Genomic DNA, 19,386 nt, shown 5'->3' with positions numbered 1-19,386 from the left:
CTCGGTTAAGAGTTTAACCGAGTTGCCCTTTGTTGAGGTTGCCGCATGACTAGGGTGGCCGCATGACCGGACTGCGGGAACTGAAGAAGCGGCGGATCCACGACGCCATCTCGGCGGCGGCGATCGCCCTGTTCCTGGAGCGCGGCTTCGACGAGGTGTCGGTCGCGGAGGTGGCCGCGGCGGCGGAGGTCTCCAAGCCGACGCTGTTCAAGTACTTCGCGACGAAGGAAGACCTGGTCCTGCACCGGATCGCCGACCACAAGGGGGAGGCGGCCCGGATCGTCCGTGGCCGCGCGCCGGGGGAGGAGCCGCTGGCCGCGCTGCGCCGCGCCTTCCTGGACGGCCTGGCTCGGCGTGATCCGGTGACCGGGTTCAACGACACGCCGGAGGTGCTGGCCTACCACGGCATGGTGTTCCAGACGCCGGGCCTGGCCGCCCGGCTGATGCGGCAGTCGGCCGAGGACGAGGACGCCCTGGCCGTCGAACTCGACGACGGACGCGCCCCGGCCGGGCTTCCCGCCAGGCTCGCCGCCGCCCAGATCCTCGCCGTCCAGCGGGTCCTGGCGGGCGACAACTGGCGTCGCCTGATCGCCGGAGAATCGGCCGACGACGCCTACCCGGCCGCGGTCGAGGCGGCCGAACTCGCCTACGCCCAACTGCGCTCCGGCATTCCCATCGGATGAACCCAGGGGACGGCGGGATCGGCGGGTGGGCGACGGGCCGGAGGTGACGATGGAGGGGGCCGTGCGGGGGAGGGTGGCCCCTGCGGCGGCCGACCGCCGCAGGGTGTGGCGGGGTTTACTCGGGAGCGCCGTCGATCACGGGGTCCGCCACGCGGTCTGTCGTGCGGTTGGGCAGGCGGTCCGTCACGCGGTCGATGGCGCGGTCGGCAGCGGCGGCGACGGCGGTGTCGGCCGCCGGGCGTTTGGACTGCTTCTTGGCCTGCTTGGCGTTGCGATTCGCCTTGAGCGCGGCCTTCTTGGCCTTCGCGGACGACTTGATCGACTTCTTCTGGGTGCTGTCCCCCATGATCCCCCCTCTTGTCCTGCGATATCCCCATATGGGGTATCACCGCGAGTACTACCCCTTCGTGAGCGATTCACTACATAGTGCTACATAAGGGTGAGCTGCTCGCCCGTCTCGACCGCGGGGGGCTGAGGCCGGCTACGGATCCTGCGCGCCGCGGCCGGGCCGGACCGGCCGACGCCGTGGCGCTCGGCCAGCTCGCGTACCTGATCGGTGATGCGCTGCTGGTAGGACTTGGGGGCGTAGGCGCCTCTGCCGTACAACTCCAGGTAGCGGGGCACCAGGCGGGGGTGCTCGCGGGCCAGCCAGGACATGAACCACTCGCGCGCCCCCGGGCGCAGGTGCAGCACGATCGGCGTGATGCCGGTCGCCCCCGCGGCGGCGATCCGGCGTACCGCGCAGTCCAGCGCCTTGGGGGAGTCGGTCAGGTAGGGCAGGATCGGCGCCATCAGCACCGAGCACGGCAGGCCGTGCCCGGTCAGCGTCGCGCAGACCTCCAGCCGCTTGCCGGGACTCGGCGTACCGGGCTCGACCGAACGCCACAGCGCCGCCGCCTCGGCGTCGTCATCGCCGATGAACCCGGCCGACACGGCCGTGCCCACGTCGGTGACCTCGGCGGCCTCGGTCAGCAGATCGAGGTCGCGCAGGATCAGCGACCCCTTGGTGAGGATCGAGAAGGGATTGGCGGCGTCGCGCAGCGCGGCCAGGATGCCGCGCATCAGCCGGTAGCGGCCCTCGGCGCGCTGGTAACAGTCGACGTTGGTGCCCATCGCGATGTGCGCGCCCCGCCAGCGCGGCGCGGCCAGCTCCCTGCGGACCAGCTCGGGCGCGTTGACCTTCACCACGATCTTGGAGTCGAAATCACGGCCCGCGTCGAGGTCCAGGTAGGTGTGGGTGTTGCGGGCGAAGCAGTAATTGCACGCGTGGGTGCAGCCGCGGTAGGGGTTGATCGTCCACTGGAAGGGGACGCGGGAGGCGCCGGGAACGCGGTTGATGATGGAGCGCGCGTGGATCTCATAGAAGGTGACGCCACGGAACCCGGGGGTGTCGAAGGTCCGCGTGACGGCTTTGCGAGCGAAGAGCGGCGTGGCCGTGTCGGGCTCGCCGACATCGGTCAGTCGCAGGTTGTCCCAGCGCATACTCCCTGATTAGAACAGGCGTTCGAGCAAGATCGCAAATGCGAAGACACGTTAATTACCTGCTCTTGAAATGGCTAATGATCTTCATGATGGGCAAGAAATCGGCACATGCCTTGCGATGCGGGAGGTGCGGCATGGCCTGGTCGCAGGACGAGGAACGGATGCTGGCCCAGATCGAGCGTCACCTCGTCGACGATGATCCCCGGCTGGCCGCCCGTCTTGAGTCGTTCAACGAGCGCGTGCGCCGCAGAGAGGGCGGCGGCCGCAGGCGCGGCGAGCAGGGCCGATCCCGCAGGCCACGACGCTCGACGGTCATCATCGCGGTGAGCTGGGTCCTGATCGCGACCCTCGTCGCCACCCTGCTGATCATGGTGCTGCGCAACGAGGCCGCGAGCGCACTCGGCTTCGGCCCGAAGGCCGGCCGCACAACGGCCACCCTCCCGGCCCTCCCCGCCGCACTCCCCAAAAAGATGCTCTCCGCCCGCTGAGCCACGCTCCAAACCTTGCAACGTGGCGCGCCATGGGTCTCTCCATCCCCGGAGGACGGTGGTGGGCCTGCTGCCGAGGGACGCCACACTGAGTTTCCCCGCAGAAGTCCGCTGGGCGGTCTGCGATGGGTCGCGCGCTGGAATGGGCGGTCTGGTTCGCCATCCAGGGTGTTGCGGGGGGTGTACGCCTCATTCGGGATGGGGACACCACCATGCCACTGCCCGGCCGGTTGTCGGGCGCGTGCTTGCCATCCAGGGTGCCACGGGGATGCTCGTCAACAGGCTGCCCGGCCCATCGACGATTGGCCGTGTGTCGCCAGGGTCCCGGGATTTACGCCTATAAGGCCCCGGGGTAGCCCGCTTGCCGCGTATTCGAGATGGGCGCTCACAATGCCGCTGGACAGCTCGTCGTCGGCCGCGCGTTGGAGTAGGTCCTTGACGGGGTACTGGCGGGGCCTTGCTGTCCAGGGATCTCCGCCGAACAGACTGTTGAGCCCGTTGGCTATCGGCGGCGCGTTGGGGCAGGTGTCTCAAGGGTTCCTGGCCTGGCCCGTGGTCCAGGGCGTTGCGGAGATGTACGTCTGAAAGGGGCTCTGGGGTGGTCCGCTGTTGCCGGGCATTCGAAGATGGGCGCCTCAACATGCCGCCGGGTAGCTCGTTGTCGGCCGCGAATTGAAGGGGCTCGCTTATGGGCCGCGCGTTGAGCAGGTGCTTAACGCCCTGGCCTGGCCTTTTAGGGGGATTACACCCGAATAGGCCGCTGGGTGGCCTGCTATGGGCTGGGTGCTTGGGATGGGCGCCTCATAGTGGGCCGTCGGAACGGGCCGCTGATGGTGTCGCCCCGGGTGGTGTGAAGGGGAGCGGTCGTAGCGGGGCATCGTGCAGGCCACTCGGACTGCGGGGCGCGGCTCCTTGTGCTGGTGGCGGGGTCAGGGGAGGGCGCGGAGGAAGCGGGCGGCTACCGGGGCTGCGACTTTGCCGCCTCCGCCGCCGCCCTCGACGACCACCGAAACGGCCACGTCGCCGCGGAAGCCGATGAACCAGGCGTTGGTGTCCGGTGCGTTGCCGACCTCGGCGGTGCCGGTCTTGCCGTACGTCCCCGAGGGCAGCCCGGCGTCCTTGGCCGTGCCCTTGGTGACCACCGCGCGCATCATCTGCCGCAGCGGCCCGGCGACACCCTGGGGCAATGGCCTCGGGGCGGTCTTGTGTTCCGTGTCGGCGACCAGGGTGGGCGGGCGCCAGGTGCCGTCGGCCACGGCGGCGGCGACCGAGGCCATCACCAGTGGGCTGGCGATGATCTTGCCTTGACCGAACGACTCGGCGGCCAGGTCGGCCTGGTCCGCCGGTGGCGGGATGTTCGCCCGCGAGGCCGGGACCCCGATGTCCAGCGGCTGGTTGAACCCCACCGACGCGGCCACCTCCAGCAGCTTGTCCGCCCCCAGGCGTTCGACCGCGAGCGGCGCGAAGGTCGTGTTGCAGGAGTAGGCGAAGGCGTCCGAGAAGGACAGCGAGCCGAAGTCGGCGTGCTCGGAGTTACGCCACTCGCGGCCCCCGATCGTCACGTTCTCGGGGCAGGTGACCTGTTCGGCCGGAGTGATCCCGGCCGCGAGCAGCCCGATCGCGGTGACCACCTTGAAGGTGGAGCCGGGCGCGTAGGCGCCGTCCAGCGCGCGGTTGAACGAGCCGTTGTTGACCACCGCGAGGATTTCGCCGGTGGACGGGCGCACCGCGACGATCGCGGCGGGCTTCTTCACCTCCCGGATCGCGGTGACGGCGGCCCGCTGCACCGTCAGATCCAGCGTGGTGCGCACCGATTCGCCGTCCTTGCCGGGGAGTACGCCCAGCGTCTTGACCGACCGGCCTCCGGCGTCCACCAGCGTGATCTCGGTGGCCGGTACTCCGGCCAGCCGACGCTGGAACGTGGCCTGCAGGCCGCCCTTGCCGATCGGGTCACCGACCTTGTAGCCCTCGCCGAGGCCGGCCAGATCCTTGGCGTCCGCCGGGGCAAGTGCGCCGGTGAGCTGCTGGATCGACCCGCCGTCGTCGCCGTCGTCGATGCGCTCGCCGTCGGCGGCGGTCAGCGCGCCCCTGGCGGGCCAGCGTGAGCGCAGCGTCGGCTTCGTGGTCGGCGTGAGGTCGGGATGTACGGCCGCGTGCGTCCACTGGACCTTCCAGCGGCGGTCCTTGACCACAAGCCGCAGCGACCCGTCGTAGGCCCACCGCCCGCCCGCCTGGAGGGTGTGCGCCGCGGAGTACCTGGCCGTGGCCGCGTCCTCGCCCTCGCTCACCCCGGTCACCTTCACCGTGGTGGACCGGATGCCCAGGGACCTCCCCAGGTGGTCATAGGCCAGGCTGAACCCCGGCACCGGCACGGCCAGTTCGGCGCGCATCGCGGTCAGGTCGCCGCGCTGCCACGCCTGGGCGAACCGCTGCGCGGTCTCGGCCGGGCTGCCCTGCGTGCGCAGCAGGTAGTAGCCGCCACCGGCGGCGGCGCCCGCGAGCAGCACGGCGGTGACGGAGACGATCACGATCGTACGGCGACGCGGCACGGCGCACTCCCCAGGTGATCGGCGATCCCGGCGATCCGGGACGCGATGCGGAGGAGACCCGGATGGCCTGAACGCGTTGATCGTGGCCAGGGGCGTGGTGGAGGTCCCGAGCCTGCCCCTGGCGCGGATGATCAAAGTGTAGACTCCGGCGGCCCGCGCGGTCCGGCGATTTCGGCTCCGAAGTTTTCAGATGAACCGACAAAAGCCGCATCCGTCGGCGGGTCGTAATCGGACGTGTCACCAACCGCCGAACTGCTCTGAATTGGGAACTCGGCTTCCCACGTCAGATTCTGTGTGCCATTGGCCGTTCGGTGGCAGGACGGCCTGGATCGGAACGCCTTGGGCGGGCGGTCGCCGGACGGGGCCTAACGGCGGACTCGATAGCGCAGGTGGAGTACCCGGTCGCCCTGGATCACCACGTGCGGATCCTCAAGCAGATGCTGGGCGTCGACCGGCCCGAAGTACCGCTTGCCTGAGCCGAAGACCACCGGCACGACGTCCATCGCCACCTCGTCCACCAGGCCGAGGGCGAACGCCTGCCCGCCGACCTCGCCTGCCGCCACGGCGACGACACGCTCCCCGGCGAGTTCTTCGGCCTTCGCGATCGCCTGTGCCACATCGTCGACGAAGTGGTACGACGCCTCGGGGTGCCACCCGGCGGGCTTGGGCCGGTGTGACACCACGACCACGTGGTCGCCCGTCGGGGGCCTGCCCTCCCAGCCGTTGGTGATGTCGAACAGGTGACGCCCGATCACCATCGCCCCGATGCTCGCCCACGTCGGCTTGACGTACGCGGCCGAGGCCCGCGAAACCTTGAGCGAGCCGCCTTCGACGAGTTCGACGTCACCGTTGGAGTACCAGTCGAACAGCGGGCCGACCTGATCGTCGGCGTCGGCGATGAAGCCGTCCACCGACACGACATTGTGCATCACCGTGCTCATGACCTCTCCAAGGTGTTCTGAGGGAATCGACGCTCTTGTCTTGCCACCACCGGCCACCTGATGCCGTCCGTGCGGCGCGCAGGACGCGCGCCCGGCAGAAGCGGTATGACGCGGGCGGACGCAACTGATCGGGCGGGATCGCCCGGCCGCCACGTCCGGGATCTCCCGGATGAGCCACGAGCCACCGGTCGAGGTCGGTCTACTCAGCGGTGCCGGGCTCGGGGCGCTTGGCGATGTTATGCGAGTGGGCTGCCCCGAGGTCCTGGTGAGCGGGCGTTCGCCGAACGTCGTGGGCGGCCACGCACGGGTCGCGGGAGCCGAGCTCGCCGCCCCGCCGGGTTGCTGGGCCTGGGCCGCCGCCTGCCTGGCCCGGACCGAGGACGCTGCCATGGCACGGTGGGAACGCATCGACGCGGTTTCGAGCGGGCGTGCACCCTCGCCCTCATCCCGGCCCGTACCTCCGAGCCCTGGCCGCTTCCTATCGGGTGATCCGCCCGAAGCCGCAGGGCAGGACAGCAGGTCAGCTTAGGGGCCGACCGCATTTGGCGGCTGGTGACATGTCCGTTAACGACTTTCCGTGATGGCCGCCAGCATGGTCCGCAGGATCCGGGTCAGCGTCGCGGAGTCCTCCGAGGTAAGGCCGCGGACCAGGTGCCGCAGGGCGGCGGCGTGTTCGGTGAGCACGGTGTCGATGCGGGTGAGGCCCGTCGAGGTCAGCGTCACCCGGAAGCTGCGCCGGTCGGCCGGATCGAGGTTGCGTTCGACCAGTCCGGCGCGCTCCAGGCGGTCCAGCCGGCTGGTCATGCCCGCCCGTGACATCATCAGTGCCGCCGACAGCTCCGAGGGGATCAGCGCGTACGGCGGGCCGCTCCGCCGCAGCGCGGCGAGTACGTCGAAGTCGGCGCGTGCGAGGCCGTACCGGCCGAAGAGCTCGTCCAGTTCCCGTTCCATCGCCCTGGTGAGCAGCCCCAGGCGGCCGAGCAGGGCCATGGGCGAAAGATCCAGATCCGGACGCTCTCGCGCCCATTGGTGAAGAATCAGGTCGATCGCGTCCGTGGGCCCGTCGGCCGCCTGTTCGCTCATGGCCCTGATTCTAGTTTGTGAGGAGATAGTTAGTGGTCGTACTACCTCCTCGCGGGCACAGCGGGCCTTCTACCAGGTGACGGGCAGGCGGGCGGGGCCGGAGTCGGTGGCGTTGCCGGCCCACTCGATCTGCTCCGCCGGTACGGCCAGGCGCAGGTCCGGCAGGCCCTCTGCCAGCGCGGTCAGGGCGGCGGCGATCTCCACACGGGCCAGGGGCGCGCCCAGGCAGTAGTGCGGGCCGTGCCCGAACGCCAGCGACTGGCCGCGGCCAGGCTCGAACCGGTCGGGTGCGGCGAAGCGTGCCGGGTCGCGGTTGGCCGCCTCCAGGCGGACCAGTACGAGATCGCCCGCGCTGATCGCGGCACCGGCCACGTTCAGGTCGGTCTGGGCGTACCGGGGGAAGGGTTCCCCGGTCTGCCCGGACTGCAGGCGCAGCAGTTCCTCGACCGTGGCGTCCACCTGCCCGGCGGCGGCCACGGCGGTGAGCGGCCTCTCCCCGCCGCGCAGCAGGCGCAGGACGCCCGTGGCGATGGCGTTGCGCGCCGACATGTACCCGGCGCCGACCAGGGTGGTGACCATGGCGATCAGCTCGCTGTCGGACAGGCGTCCGTCGTAGCCGTCGCGTACGGCGATCAAGGAGCTGAGCAGGTCGTCGCCCGGGTGTTCCCGCTTGGCGGCGATCAGTTCGGCGGCGTACCCGCCCAGCGCCTCCCAGGCGCGGGCGGCGGCGGCGATGGCCTGCTGAGCGTCGTCGTCATCGCCGGCGAACAGGAAGTCCACCGAGGCGGCGGCGTCGGCCAGCCGCTGGAAGCGCTCGCGCTCGCCGAGCGCGATGCCCAGCACCTCGCCGATCATGGTGATGGACAGCGGGGTGGCCAGGTCGGCGACCAGGTCTGCGGGCGGCCCGGCCGAGGCCAGTACCGCGACCCGCTCGGCGGCCACCTGCTCGGCCCGGGGGCGCAGCCCGGTCAGCGCACGGGGGCTGAACGCCTTGGACACCAGGCGGCGCAGCCGTAGGTGCGCGGGGCCGTCCTGGAAGAGTGTGTCGCCACCGGTACTGGGCACACCGGGCGGCGCGAGCCCGAAACGGTCATCGGTCAGGACCTGCGCCACCGCATCGTAGGAGGTGACCAGCCAGGCCGCACGGCCGTCCGGGGCGAGCGCACGGGCGACGGGGGCGTCCGCGCGCAGCCGCGCATAGTCCGGCGGCGGAAGCAGCGGATCCGGCCGCTCGAACGGCAGTACCGGACAGCCCGCCCGCCCGGACCGTCCGGCGTCATCGGCCGAACCAGGCGATTCGGTGTCATCGGTCCGTTGGGGCCGTTCGGTGTCGCCCGGCTGTCGGGGCTGATCGGTGTTGTCCACCTGCCCGGATCGTTCGGCGTCGCTTGCCGAGCTGGACCGGTCGGTGTCATCGGTCCGCCGGGGCGGTTTGGTGTCGTCCACTGGACCGGGCCGTTCGGCGTTATCGGGCTGCCCGGGCTGTTCAGTGTCGCCCGCTTGCCCGGGCCGTTGGGCGTTGTCCGCTGGGCCGGGGCGTGCGGCGTCGTCAGCCGAGGCGGACGGGTCGGTGTCATCGGTGTGTCCAGGCAGCTTGGTGTCGTCCACCTGCTCGGGGCGTTCGCTGTCATTGGCCGAGCCAGGCCGTTCGGCGTTGTCCGTCTGCAGGGCGCGTTCGGTGTCATTGGTCCTTCGGGGCGGTTTGGTGTCGTCCGCCTGCCCAGACTGTTGGGCGTTGTCCGCTGGGCCGGGGCTTGCGGCGTTATCAGGGTGCCCGGATCGGTCGGTGTCGGCTGCTGGGGCGGGCTGGTCGGGGGTGGCGGGGTGGCTGGTGGCGAGTAGGGTGACGGTTCGGCGTACGACCTCGGCCTGGGCGGGGGAGAGGTCGTCGAGGAACGGCTCGACGGCTCGTGTGTCCCAGCCGCCCGCCGCGCGGATGTCCTCCGGCGGCATGTGGGCACCGATGTACCGTGCCATCGCGCCGGCCAGTGGGGCGATCCTGGGGTCGTCCGGTCCGGCCTCGGCCAGTTCGTCCAGGCGCTGGTAGAACTCATGGCCGTGCGCCCGCAGGCGCGGGTCAGCGGCCAGGCCCGCGAACATCGCGCCGACGCTCTCCTGGTCGCCCGGCTGGGCCATGGCGTCCACCAGTACCAGCAGGTCGCGGTCCCAGGCCGCCGACTTCGACGCCGGGGCCTTGATCTCGCCGAGCAGCGCGAGCAGTTCGGGGGAGGTGGTGCCGTCCGAGCCCAGCCCCTCCTCCGCCTGGCGCAGCAGTACGGCCAGCCGGGCCCGGCGCTCCTTGATCTCGCGCTCCTGCCCGGCCAGGTCGGCGTCGATCTCCCGCAGAATCTCCGGCAGGTCCCTGGCCTGGTCGTCGGCGATGACGTCGCGCGCCTCGGGAAGGCTCAGGCCCAGCTCCACGAGGCGGCGGACGCGGGCCAGCGTGACCGCGTCGCGCAGGCCGTACTCCCGGTAGCCGTTGGCCCGCCGGGGTGGTTCGGGCAGTATGCCCTGATGGTGGTAATGACGCACCGTCCGGGTGGACACCCCGAGCAGTGCGGCGAGTTCTCCGATCCGCATGCTCGTCAGTTAAGACGTTGACGTCGCGTCAAGGTCAAGCCCGGCATCGTGCCCGCTCAGGCCGCGTCCGACAGCCGGGCCTTGTGGCTGTTGGCGTAGGACGGCACGTACTCCTGCCCGGACAACTTCTGGATGGCCGCCATCACCTCGTCGGTCACCTCACGCCGGGTCCGGGCGTGCCGGTGGTCGCCGGTGAACGACATCGGCGGGCCCAGGCTGATGCCGATCTTGCTGAGCCTGGGCACCGTCGCGCCGGGCGGCAGGACCTTCTCGGTGCCCGTCATCGCCACCGGAATGACCGGGACGCCGGTTTTGAGGGCCAGCCAGGCCGCACCGATCTTCCCGCGGTACAGGCGGCCGTCAGGGGAGCGGGTGCCCTCGGGGTAGATGCCGAACAGGTCGCCCGCCTCCAGCACCCGCACGGCGGCCTCCAGGACGGCCTGGGCGTCGGCCGCGCTCTCCCGGTCCACGCTGATCTGGCCGGTGGCCCGCATGTAGGCGGCGGTGATCGGGTTGCCGGTGAAGTACTCGGACTTGGCGAGGAAGGTGACCTTCCGCGGCAGCATCAGCGGCAGGAACGTGGAGTCGAGCACGGACAGGTGGTTGGAGGCCAGGATCGCCGGTCCTCGGAGTGGTACGTGCGCCACCCCGCTGACCTCGGGGCGCCAGAGCAGATGCAGGAAGGGAGCGCTAACGATCTTGGTGACCTGGTAGAGCACGTATTCTCCTCGTGCGGCGCGACGGACGCGGTCAACCCTACGCGGACGGCGGACCACGCCGCCCGGCAGGCGGCTCATCTCCGCCACTCCGAGACCGCCCGAGGCCACTCCCGAGACCGCCGAGGCCACTCCGAGGCCGCCCGAGGAGGCCGCCCGGACGGCCGAAGGGCCCCGCGAGCGGTGCTCGCGGGGCCCTTTCCGCCTAGAAGGCCGATGTGGCGGTCGCCTCCTCGGCGAGAGGCACAACACGGCTCCAGCCGAACGGTATTCCGTGAAGGCGGTAATTTGCGGCCCGGGGGACACAGACCACATCGGCCTTCTTGAGTTAACCACACGGCGGTGCCTCGGGGGTAACCGTGTTCCCTGTGTTCCCTATGTCCCCGGCGATGCCGCGCATCGCCCCTGGTAGCGCCATGATCGCCCACGACGCGGCAGGATGCGATCCATAACATGGCCCGCCCCTCCGAGGAACAGGACCCCCTATGACGCCCGTATCTCCCGAGTCCGTGCGCCTGGCGGTTGAGGCCGTCCTGGACGGTCTGGGCCTTCCGGTGCCGTGGACGATCTTCGATATCGACTGGACACCGGGATCGCCCCTGCCGATGACCGTGACGGTGGGCCCGCGCCCCCGCGAAGCGGTCGTCGCCTACTGCGACCCCCACGGGCCCTGGCCCGAGACGGTGGTCCGGCTCGCCTCGGACCTGCAAGACCACGCCTGCGAGGTCCACTGGGGACGGCCTTTCCCGCCATGTCCCGGGCACACCCATCCCCTCGCCACGGGAGTGGCCGGCGGGGTGGCGGTCTGGGAGTGCCCTGTCTCACCACGGCACCATCGGTCGCCGATCCTGCCGGACGGAACGCCCTGATCGCGCGCCTGCGAAAAATCAGCCAAAAAATCTTCTGGGCCGATGTCGAGAACCAGGGGGTGGCTTCGTCCCAGCATCGAACGCGGCCACAATGGGCCGTAACGCACTGAGGAGAACATGATGGCCAAGTACCTGCTGCTCAAGCACTACCGGGGCGCGCCCGCAGCGGTCAACGACGTCCCGATGGAGCAGTGGACGCCCGAGGAGGTCACCGCCCACATCCAGTTCATGCAGGACTTCGCCGACCGGCTGGAGGGTACCGGCGAGTTCGTCGATGGGCAGGCGCTCTCCCCGGAGGGCACGTTCGTCCGCTACGACGGCGAGGGGCGGCCGCCGGTCACCGACGGCCCGTTCGCCGAGACCAAGGACCTGATCGCCGGCTGGATGGTGATCGACGTCGACAGCTACGAGCGGGCCCTGGAACTGGCCGGCGAGCTGTCCGCGGCCCCCGGGGCGGGCGGCAAGCCGATCCACGAGTGGCTGGAGGTGCGCCCGTTCCTGACCGAGCCCTCGACCATCACGGAGTGACGTACGTGGACGAGGCCCTGCTGAGGAGCCTTACCCCCACGGTGATCGCGATCCTCGTCCGCCGCGGAGCCGACTTCGCGGCGGCCGAGGACGCCGTCCAGGACGCCCTGGTCGAGGCGCTGCGCGTGTGGCCCGGCGAACCGCCGCGCGACCCCAAGGGCTGGCTGGTCACCGTCGCCTGGCGTAAGTTCCTCGACGCCGCCCGCGGCGACGCCTCCCGGCGGCGGCGCGAAGAGCTCGTCGAGGCCGAGCCCGCGCCCGGCCCGGGCGAGGCGACGGACGACACACTGCAGATGTACTTCCTGTGCGCGCACCCGTCCCTGACGCCGGCTTCGGCCGTCGCGCTCACGCTGCGGGCGGTCGGCGGCCTGACCACGCGCCAGATCGCCCAGGCGTACCTGGTGCCCGAGGCGACCATGGCGCAGCGGATCAGCCGGGCCAAGCGGACCGTGGCGGGGGTGCGGTTCGACCGGCCGGGCGACGTCGCCACGGTGTTGCGGGTGCTCTACCTGGTCTTCAACGAGGGCTACTCCGGTGATGTGGACCTCGCCGGGGAGGCGATTCGGCTCACTCGCCGGCTCGCCGCCGAGATCGACGATGAGGAGGTCGCGGGCCTGCTGGCGCTCATGCTGCTGCACCACGCACGACGTCCGGCACGGACCGGCCCGGACGGCCGGCTCGTGCCGCTCGCCGAGCAGGACCGCGGCCTGTGGGACACCGGCCTGATCGCCGAGGGCGTCGGCGTGCTTCAGGCGGCCCTTGCCCGCGACCGCCTGGGCGAGTACCAGGCCCAGGCCGCCATCGCCGCGCTGCACGCCGACGCCCGGACCGCCGGGGAGACCGACTGGGTGCAGATCGTCGAGTGGTACGACGAGCTGGTCCGCCTCACCGGCAGCCCGGTGGCCCGCCTGAACCGGGCCGTCGCGGTCGGCGAGGCCGACGGCCCCCAGGCCGGTCTCGCCGCCCTGGCCGGACTCGACCCCGCCCTGCCCCGCCACACCGCCGTCACGGCCTACCTGCACGAGCGGGCCGGCGACCTGGCGACCGCGGCACGGCTCTACGCCGAGGCCGCCCGCTCGGCGCCCAGCCTCCCCGAACGCGACCACCTCACCCGCCAGGCCGCCCGGCTCAACGCCCGACCGCGTGCCTAGAAAGGCGGAACCTCTCACCAGCGGCACGTCCGGCCGAAGCACCCTTTTTCTCCATCACACTGGGAACCGCCCGCAGGTGCAGTTCCGTAATGGAAGAGGGAAGATAATGGCACGCGTACCGCTTGCCCCGGACAATAGCGCCATCGTCCTGATCGACCACGCGATCGGTTTCTACGACCTGATCCGGTCGCACACGCGCGAAGAGCACATCAACGGCACGGTCGCGCTGGCGAAGATCGCGAAGATCTTCGGCCTGCCGCTGGTCGTCACGAACGGGCACGACGACGCGCCGTCCGGCCCGTTGTTTCCGGAGCTGGCCGTGGTTTTGGGCGATCACCCTGTCATATCGCGCTCTGAGGGGTACGACGCGTTCTACGATGACGACTTCGCCGCGGCGATCGAGGCGACCGGACGCCGGCGGCTGATCATGGCGGGCCTGCAGACCGACGTCTGCCTCGCACAGACCGCCCTGACCGCCCTGGACCGCGGGTATGAGGTCTACCTGGTGGTGGACGCCTCGGCCGCCGCCACCCGGGAGAGTCACGACACCGCCGTGCTGCGGCTGATCCAGGCCGGGGTGATCCCGATGGGGTGGCTGGCCGTCGCGGCGGAGCTGCAGCATTCCTGGACCGAGGAGGCGACGGGCTTCGTCAAGATGATCCATGAGCACCTGGGCCCGTGGAGCCACAAGAACGGCCTCCTCACCGACCTCAGCAGGTACGCGGCCAAGTAGGCCCGGCAGCCTCGCCAGGTGGCGGCCGGCGCCTCACCACCGGCCGCCGCGCTTGACCGCGCGGGCGCATCGACGCCGCGGCCGTACACCGCCCGGCCGCATTAGAGTTGCAGAAATGCTGAGTGTCATGCGCAGTGCTCATCATGTTCGGATGCCCGCTTCCCCGGCCGACCCGGACAAGCCCCTGCTGCCGCGGCGTCTGTACCTCATCACCGCGGGCCTGAGCGGCCTGCTCATCGGATGGATGTTCGCCTATGTCACCGAGGTGGGCGTTTCCGGATGGCCGATGGGCGCTTTGTACGCGGCGCCGGTCGCGGTGAGCTGGTACCGGCCGGTGACCGCATGGTGGATGACACTGGCGCTGCTCACCATGATGACGGTAGTCGGCATCGACTACTGGCGGCCCTGGTTTCTGCCGGAAATGGTGGTGCAGTCACTGGTGCTCTTCACCGTGGCGGTGACGTCCGCGCGGCGGGTCACGGCGGCGGCGTTCCTGATCACGCTGGGGGCGGGGTCGTCGGCCGCGCTCTGGGTGGGGACCGAAGGGCCGTATGTCGCGCAGGGGATGGCGAACTGGGCCCTGGGCCTGCTGGCGGCGACGTTGATCGGGTACGGCTTCCGGACGCGGCGGCTGAGCACCCTGCGCATCGCCGAAGAGCACGGCAGGCGGCGAATCCTGGAGGAGCGCGCGCGGATCGCCCGCGAACTGCACGATGTGGTGGCCCACCACATGTCGGTCATCGCGGTACAGGCGGCCACGTTCCCCAACAGGGCCAAGGAGGGGGCCTCGGCGGAGGCGCTGCGGGAGTTTCGCGAGATCAACACCGCCGCGCGTGCCTCGCTGACCGAGCTGCGGCAACTCCTCGGCGTCCTGCGGGGGGATCGGGACGATCCTCCGGCATCGCCGGGGCTGGAGGCCCTGGAGGAGCTGGTGGAGTCCGCGCGCCGGGCCGGTACGCCCGTCCGGCTGGAGCTGCCGGAGCGATCCGCGGAGCCGGCCGCCGCCCTGTCGCACGCGGCCTACCGCATCGTTCAGGAGGCCCTCAGCAACGTCGTCAAGCACGCCGGAGGAGCGCCGACGGTGGTCACGGTCGGCCTGGACGGCGGCGCCCTCGTACTCGAAGTGGTCAACGAGCCGGGGCCGGGCTCGGTCCCCGGGGCCGGGTACGGGCTGGTGGGCATGCGCGAGCGGGTGGCCGCGCTCTCCGGCGAACTGTCCGCCGGGGTGCGCCCCGACGGGCGCTACGCGGTGCGTGCGGTACTGCCCGAGGGGGACAGATGATCTCCGTGCTGGTCGCCGACGACCAGGCGATGGTCCGGGCCGGATTCGCGGCCCTGCTGTCGGCGCAGCCCGATCTCGTCGTCGTGGGCGAGGCCGCCAACGGCATCGAGGCCGTGGCCATCGCCGAACGGACGCGTCCCGACGTGGTGCTCATGGACGTCCGGATGCCGTGTCTCGACGGGCTTGAGGCCACCCGCCGGGTGCTGGCCGGAGTGCCGGACACCAGCGTGGTGATCTTGACGACGTTCGACGTCGACGAGTACGTGTACCCGGCCCTGCGCGCCGGGGCCAGCCGCTTCCTGCTGAAGGACTCGCCCCCGGACGACCTGATCAACGCGGTCCGCGTCGTGGCCGCCGGGCAGGCGCTGCTGGCCCCCTCCGTGACGCGGCGGCTGATCGAGACGTTCGCGAGCAGGCGGCCGATCGACGAACGCGAGGCGCTGCGGCTGAACGCGCTCACCCCACGCGAACTCGACGTGCTCAGGCTGATCGCCGACGGCCTCTCCAACGCCGGCATCGCGCGCGACCTGGCCATCGCCGAGGAGACCGTCAAATCCCATGTGGGCCGGATCTTCGCCAAACTCCACCTCCGCGACCGGGCCCAGGCGGTGGTACTGGCCTACGAGAGCGGCCTGGTGGTGGCCGGGAATCGCTCCGCAGAGGGACGACGGAGCAGACGATCACCCACCTGAGCGGGATTCGCGGGGACCCATTCCATTCCTATCGTCCTCGGCATGCTCAGACTGTCGATGGCGGCAACGGTCGCTCGTGCCCTTTCCCGGGAATCGGAACTGCGCGGGCTGGCTCAGGTCGTGCGGCGCGGTGACATTTGCCTGGACATCGGTGCCGCCTACGGTATGTACACGTTTTCGCTGGCCCGCCTGGTGGGGCCCACCGGTCAGGTGCACGGCTTCGAGCCGCTTCGTCTCCCGTACCTGATCCTGGAATCCGCGCGCCGAGCCGCCGCGGCCCACCATGTGACCACCACCAATGCCGCCCTCGGCCCCGCCAACGGGCGGCAGAGACTTCGCCTGCCGTACCGTTTCGGACTGCCCAACCATGGCTGGGCCCACCTTGAAACGGGGCTGAAGAATCCCGGCGACGGCAAAAGCCGGGAGGTGCCCGTATTCAGCGTCGACCACATCTGTGAGGCCCGCGGGCTGCCATTCGTGAATTTCATGAAAGTGGATGTGGAAGGGTTCGAGTCGGCCGTTCTACGGGGCGGGAATCGCACGATCGAGCGCCATCGGCCCGGCCTCCTGCTGGAGATCGAGGAGCGTCATCTGGCCAAGTACGGGAGGGCCGCGGCCGATGTGGTGGAGCCGTTGCTGGGGATGGGGTACCGCATGTACGTCTGGTGGCGCGGGCGCTGGCACAAGACGGACGAGGTCACCGACCGCAGGCGAAACTACCTGTTCAGCGACCGCCTTTCCTGAGGTGCGCCGCACATCCTGGTCCAGAGAGGGGTAAAGGCACGCGTTCTCGGTCCACACGCGGGCATAACGAGGACCATCACGGCCATGGCGCAGAGTGCGACGGACCTCGGGGGGTGTGATGCCGGAACGTGCCGGGCCCGCGATGGGCGACCTGCTCACCGCGAGCCATCTGGCGACCTTGGAGGACCTGCCGCGGCTCCTCGCCGGGTACGGCGCGTCCGCCGCGCTGTTCGATCCGGTGCTCTACGTCGCCGACCTCCAGCAGCAGTACCTCGTGCCGATCCCCGGGCAGGTCGACTACCGGGACATGGACCTGGTGCCGGTCCGCATCGATGTCACGCCGGCGGGGCGTGCCTTCCGTGAGGCGGACATCGTCGAGGTCGAGCCGCCGCGCGAGCCGCCCGGAGGCGTGGCGGGCGGGCGGCGGCTGTGGGTGCCGATGCTCGACGGCACCGAGCGCGTCGGAGTGGTCGGTCTCACCGTGCCCGTCGCCGACGATGCCCACCTGCGGCGGGCCTTCTGGGTCGCGTCGCTGATCGCCATCCTGGTCGTGAGCAAGCGGGACACCAGCGACACCTACGCCGAGCTGGTGCGGATGCGGCCGATGGGCCTGTCGGCCGAGGTGCTGTGGAACCTGATGCCCGCGGGCACCTTCGCCAACGAGTACGTCGTCGTGGCCGCCGCCCTGGAACCCGCGTACGAGGTGGGCGGCGACGCCTACGACTACGGGATCTCCGGCGACCGGCTGCATCTGTCGATCTTCGACTCGATGGGGCACGACATCTCCGCCGGGCTGACCGCGACCATCGCGATGGCCGCCTGCCGCAACGCGCGGCTGCAGGGGGCGGCGCTGCCCGCCATCAGCGAGACGATCGACGAGGCGATCAACTACCACTTCTCCGACGTCCGGTTCGCCACCGGGCTGCTGGCCGACCTGGACACCCGTACCGGCGCCCTGACCTGGGTGAACCGCGGACACCACCCGCCGCTGGTGCTGCGCGACGGACGGCATGTGGCCACCTTGGAGACCCCGCCCGCCGAGCCGCCGATGGGCCTGCGGCTGGGCATGGCCGGTGGGGTGAACGGCTACCAGCTCCAGCCCGGCGACCGGCTGCTGTTCTACACCGACGGTGTGATCGAGGCGCAGAGCCCGGCGGGCGAGCTGTTCGGCATCGACCGGTTCATCGACTACATCCTCCGGCACGAGGCCGCGGGGCTGTCGGCGCCGGAGACCCTGCGCCGCCTGATCCAGACCATCCTGAACCACCAGGAGGGACACCTCCAGGACGATGCCACCGTACTGCTGGTCGAGTGGCGTACCGAACGGCACGGCGAGCTGGTGCCGAGGGCTCTGTCGTGAGGACCCCGCGCCTCGCTTCGCGGAACGTCAACAGACGTGCAGAGACAGACATGGAGGACCGTGGGACGGGCCGGTACGTTGGGGGCCGCCGTGCCGGTGTTCGTGCCGGGCGGCGTTCCGCCTGCTTGATCGGAGTGACACCGTGAAGAACATCGATATCGTCTCCGGCCACTACGCCGCCTCCGCGCGCGGCGACCTGGACGGCATGCTCGCCCCGTTCGCGGCTGACATCAGCTGGACCGAGGCGGAGGGCTCGCTCTACGCGGGCACCTACGTGGGACCTGACGCGATCGTGGCGAACGTCTTCGCGCCCATCGGCGAGCAGTTCGAGGGTTTCACCGTGGAGATCGACGACCTGTTCGACGCGGGTGACCAGGTGATCGCGCTGGGCCACTACTCGGGTGAGCACCGTGGCACGGGCCGCGCGTTCCGCACCCGGATGGTGCACTTCTGGTGGCTGGAGAACGGCAAGGCGGTGCGGTTCGAGCAGGTCGTGGACAACGCGCCGTTCAACGCCGCGGTGGCGGACTGACCCCCACCGGCGTTCAGGCCGCGCGGCGCTGCCGGTAGGCGCTCGGCGAGTCGCCGAAGGCCGCCTTGAAGATGCGGCTGAAGTGCGCCGCGTCCAGGAAGCCCCAGCGGGCCGCCAGCGCCGCGACGGACTGGTGGCCGTGCAGCGGATCGAGGAGGTCGCGGCGGCAGCGTTCCAGCCGCCGCGACCGGATCCAGGTGGCGACCGTCGTGCGTTCGGCCCGGAACAGGTTGTGCAGGTGCCGGGTCGAGATGAAGTGGGCCGCCGCCACCTTGGCCGGGCAGAGGTCCGGGTCGCCGAGGTTGGCGTCGATGTAGTCGCGGATCCGGTCGACGAGCGTGTGGTTCGGGCCGGTGGTGCCGAGTTCGTCGGCGAACATCGTCGTCACCAGGTCCAGCGCGTTGTGCGCCAGGCGAAGCCCGGTCGCGCCGGAGAACTGGTCGAGGTTCTGGGCCAGATGGACGAGGAACGGGCTGATCACCCGGCCGAGGCCGGTGTCGCCCGGCATCCGTACGGCGGTCAGGCGGCCCACGGCGTCGACCGGCAGGTCGAGCAGCGTGCGCGGGAACATCACGATGAGCGAGCGGAAGTCGTCGTCGTGCGTGAGGGTGTACGGCCGGCTCGTGTCGTAGATCGCGAAGTCGCCGGGGGAGAGGACCGCCTCGCGGCCGTCCTGGATCAGCAGCCCGGTGCCGGACAGTTGCAGGCTCAGCTTGAAGAACGCGGCGGTGTCCCGGCCGATCAGGGTCGAGGTACGGCGGACGGTGTGGCTCGACGCGGTGATCTCGCACAGGGACACGTCGGTGAGCACCCGGCTGCGAATGCCGCCGCGGAACCGCCGGGAGCCGTCCCGGGTCACCCCGAGCGAGACGAAGGATCGGGAGACGAGGTCCTGCCATTCCTCGAAGGACGACGCGACGGAGACAGCGAGTTCGTTGGCGGTTGAGGTCACCCTGCTCCTCCTTGCCAGAAG

19 protein-coding genes are annotated in these 19,386 nt (G+C 70.6%); 11 read left to right on the top strand and 8 right to left on the bottom strand.

Annotation, left to right across the window (positions count from 1 at the left end):
- The first annotated feature begins 62 nt into the window (after positions 1-62).
- On the top strand, positions 63-683 hold the full coding sequence (locus DP939_RS33300) for a TetR/AcrR family transcriptional regulator (protein ID WP_113984811.1): 621 nt from the start codon (positions 63-65) through the stop codon (positions 681-683).
- A 115-nt stretch (positions 684-798) separates the two neighbouring features.
- On the opposite strand, the gene DP939_RS33295 is transcribed toward DP939_RS33300, so the two are convergent.
- Together DP939_RS33295 and DP939_RS33290 are read right to left on the bottom strand one after the other, a co-directional pair.
- Positions 799-1,029, bottom strand: a complete 231-nt coding sequence (locus DP939_RS33295) for a hypothetical protein (RefSeq protein WP_113984810.1) — start codon at positions 1,027-1,029, stop codon at positions 799-801.
- Positions 1,030-1,112: 83 nt separating this feature from the next.
- On the bottom strand, positions 1,113-2,165 hold the full coding sequence (locus DP939_RS33290) for an Rv2578c family radical SAM protein (protein ID WP_113984809.1): 1,053 nt from the start codon (positions 2,163-2,165) through the stop codon (positions 1,113-1,115).
- A gap of 134 nt (positions 2,166-2,299) precedes the next feature.
- Here DP939_RS33290 and DP939_RS33285 point away from each other — a divergent pair, with 134 nt between their 5' ends.
- The gene (locus tag DP939_RS33285) at positions 2,300-2,653 is read left to right on the top strand and encodes a DUF3040 domain-containing protein (RefSeq protein WP_113984808.1); all 354 of its coding nucleotides are present in this window, start codon (positions 2,300-2,302) and stop codon (positions 2,651-2,653) included.
- Between the two features lie 929 nt (positions 2,654-3,582).
- Here DP939_RS33285 and DP939_RS33275 read toward each other — a convergent pair.
- The 5 genes from DP939_RS33275 to DP939_RS33255 all read right to left on the bottom strand — a co-directional run bounded on the left by DP939_RS33275 (position 3,583) and on the right by DP939_RS33255 (position 10,525).
- Positions 3,583-5,202, bottom strand: coding sequence for a penicillin-binding transpeptidase domain-containing protein (locus DP939_RS33275; RefSeq protein ID WP_113984806.1), 1,620 nt, complete (start codon positions 5,200-5,202; stop codon positions 3,583-3,585).
- A gap of 365 nt (positions 5,203-5,567) precedes the next feature.
- Entirely contained in the window at positions 5,568-6,143 is a 576-nt protein-coding gene (locus DP939_RS33270) for a dihydrofolate reductase family protein (protein WP_113984805.1), read from the bottom strand.
- A gap of 564 nt (positions 6,144-6,707) precedes the next feature.
- Positions 6,708-7,226: a MarR family winged helix-turn-helix transcriptional regulator gene (locus tag DP939_RS33265; protein ID WP_113984804.1), complete on the bottom strand. Its 519-nt coding sequence runs from the start codon at positions 7,224-7,226 to the stop codon at positions 6,708-6,710.
- Between the two features lie 69 nt (positions 7,227-7,295).
- Entirely contained in the window at positions 7,296-9,806 is a 2,511-nt protein-coding gene (locus DP939_RS33260; protein ID WP_113984803.1) for a cytochrome P450, read from the bottom strand.
- A 56-nt stretch (positions 9,807-9,862) separates the two neighbouring features.
- Complete coding sequence (locus DP939_RS33255; protein ID WP_113984802.1) at positions 9,863-10,525, bottom strand: lysophospholipid acyltransferase family protein; 663 nt, start codon at positions 10,523-10,525, stop codon at positions 9,863-9,865.
- Between the two features lie 482 nt (positions 10,526-11,007).
- Here DP939_RS33255 and DP939_RS33250 point away from each other — a divergent pair, with 482 nt between their 5' ends.
- The 9 genes from DP939_RS33250 to DP939_RS33210 all read left to right on the top strand — a co-directional run bounded on the left by DP939_RS33250 (position 11,008) and on the right by DP939_RS33210 (position 18,413).
- Positions 11,008-11,391: a hypothetical protein gene (locus tag DP939_RS33250; protein WP_147268237.1), complete on the top strand. Its 384-nt coding sequence runs from the start codon at positions 11,008-11,010 to the stop codon at positions 11,389-11,391.
- A 120-nt stretch (positions 11,392-11,511) separates the two neighbouring features.
- A complete protein-coding gene (locus DP939_RS33245) occupies positions 11,512-11,919 on the top strand; it encodes a YciI family protein (RefSeq protein WP_113984869.1) in 408 nt (135 codons plus the stop codon).
- Positions 11,920-11,924: 5 nt separating this feature from the next.
- Positions 11,925-13,070 carry an RNA polymerase sigma factor gene (locus DP939_RS33240; RefSeq protein WP_113984870.1) on the top strand — a complete coding sequence of 382 codons (1,146 nt, stop codon included), beginning with the start codon at positions 11,925-11,927 and terminating at the stop codon, positions 13,068-13,070.
- Between the two features lie 106 nt (positions 13,071-13,176).
- Positions 13,177-13,803 carry an isochorismatase family protein gene (locus tag DP939_RS33235; protein WP_113984800.1) on the top strand — a complete coding sequence of 209 codons (627 nt, stop codon included), beginning with the start codon at positions 13,177-13,179 and terminating at the stop codon, positions 13,801-13,803.
- Between the two features lie 151 nt (positions 13,804-13,954).
- The gene (locus tag DP939_RS33230; RefSeq protein ID WP_113984799.1) at positions 13,955-15,085 is read left to right on the top strand and encodes a sensor histidine kinase; all 1,131 of its coding nucleotides are present in this window, start codon (positions 13,955-13,957) and stop codon (positions 15,083-15,085) included.
- A complete protein-coding gene (locus tag DP939_RS33225; protein ID WP_113984798.1) occupies positions 15,082-15,777 on the top strand; it encodes a response regulator in 696 nt (231 codons plus the stop codon). The genes DP939_RS33230 and DP939_RS33225 overlap by 4 nt, the downstream gene beginning before the upstream one ends.
- 42 nt (positions 15,778-15,819) lie before the next feature.
- Positions 15,820-16,521: an FkbM family methyltransferase gene (locus DP939_RS33220; RefSeq protein ID WP_199565581.1), complete on the top strand. Its 702-nt coding sequence runs from the start codon at positions 15,820-15,822 to the stop codon at positions 16,519-16,521.
- 118 nt (positions 16,522-16,639) lie between these two features.
- Positions 16,640-17,881, top strand: coding sequence for a PP2C family protein-serine/threonine phosphatase (locus DP939_RS33215; protein ID WP_113984797.1), 1,242 nt, complete (start codon positions 16,640-16,642; stop codon positions 17,879-17,881).
- Positions 17,882-18,023: 142 nt separating this feature from the next.
- Entirely contained in the window at positions 18,024-18,413 is a 390-nt protein-coding gene (locus DP939_RS33210) for a nuclear transport factor 2 family protein (RefSeq protein WP_113984796.1), read from the top strand.
- Between the two features lie 13 nt (positions 18,414-18,426).
- Here the strand turns inward: DP939_RS33210 and DP939_RS33205 are convergent, their stop codons facing one another.
- Positions 18,427-19,365 (bottom strand): AraC-like ligand-binding domain-containing protein, encoded by a 939-nt coding sequence (locus DP939_RS33205; protein WP_113984795.1) that lies wholly within the window; start codon positions 19,363-19,365, stop codon positions 18,427-18,429.
- Positions 19,366-19,386 lie beyond the last annotated feature (21 nt).

Origin of the sequence: Spongiactinospora rosea, from assembly GCF_003315795.1 — a bacterium.
Taxonomy (GTDB): Bacteria; Actinomycetota; Actinomycetes; order Streptosporangiales; family Streptosporangiaceae; genus Spongiactinospora; species Spongiactinospora rosea.
This window is presented reverse-complemented; position numbering and strand designations above follow the sequence as displayed.

Coding starts and splice junctions, on each gene's coding strand:
- DP939_RS33235 (WP_113984800.1), top strand. CDS start 13,177: ATGGCACGCGTACCGCTTGCCCCGGACAATAGCGCCATCGTCCTGATC.
- DP939_RS33230 (WP_113984799.1), top strand. CDS start 13,955: ATGCCCGCTTCCCCGGCCGACCCGGACAAGCCCCTGCTGCCGCGGCGT.
- DP939_RS33225 (WP_113984798.1), top strand. CDS start 15,082: ATGATCTCCGTGCTGGTCGCCGACGACCAGGCGATGGTCCGGGCCGGA.
- DP939_RS33215 (WP_113984797.1), top strand. CDS start 16,640: ATGCCGGAACGTGCCGGGCCCGCGATGGGCGACCTGCTCACCGCGAGC.
- DP939_RS33260 (WP_113984803.1), bottom strand. CDS start 9,806: ATGCGGATCGGAGAACTCGCCGCACTGCTCGGGGTGTCCACCCGGACG.
- DP939_RS33290 (WP_113984809.1), bottom strand. CDS start 2,165: ATGCGCTGGGACAACCTGCGACTGACCGATGTCGGCGAGCCCGACACG.
- DP939_RS33295 (WP_113984810.1), bottom strand. CDS start 1,029: ATGGGGGACAGCACCCAGAAGAAGTCGATCAAGTCGTCCGCGAAGGCC.
- DP939_RS33220 (WP_199565581.1), top strand. CDS start 15,820: ATGCTCAGACTGTCGATGGCGGCAACGGTCGCTCGTGCCCTTTCCCGG.
- DP939_RS33270 (WP_113984805.1), bottom strand. CDS start 6,143: ATGAGCACGGTGATGCACAATGTCGTGTCGGTGGACGGCTTCATCGCC.
- DP939_RS33245 (WP_113984869.1), top strand. CDS start 11,512: ATGGCCAAGTACCTGCTGCTCAAGCACTACCGGGGCGCGCCCGCAGCG.
- DP939_RS33300 (WP_113984811.1), top strand. CDS start 63: ATGACCGGACTGCGGGAACTGAAGAAGCGGCGGATCCACGACGCCATC.
- DP939_RS33250 (WP_147268237.1), top strand. CDS start 11,008: ATGACGCCCGTATCTCCCGAGTCCGTGCGCCTGGCGGTTGAGGCCGTC.
- DP939_RS33265 (WP_113984804.1), bottom strand. CDS start 7,226: ATGAGCGAACAGGCGGCCGACGGGCCCACGGACGCGATCGACCTGATT.
- DP939_RS33285 (WP_113984808.1), top strand. CDS start 2,300: ATGGCCTGGTCGCAGGACGAGGAACGGATGCTGGCCCAGATCGAGCGT.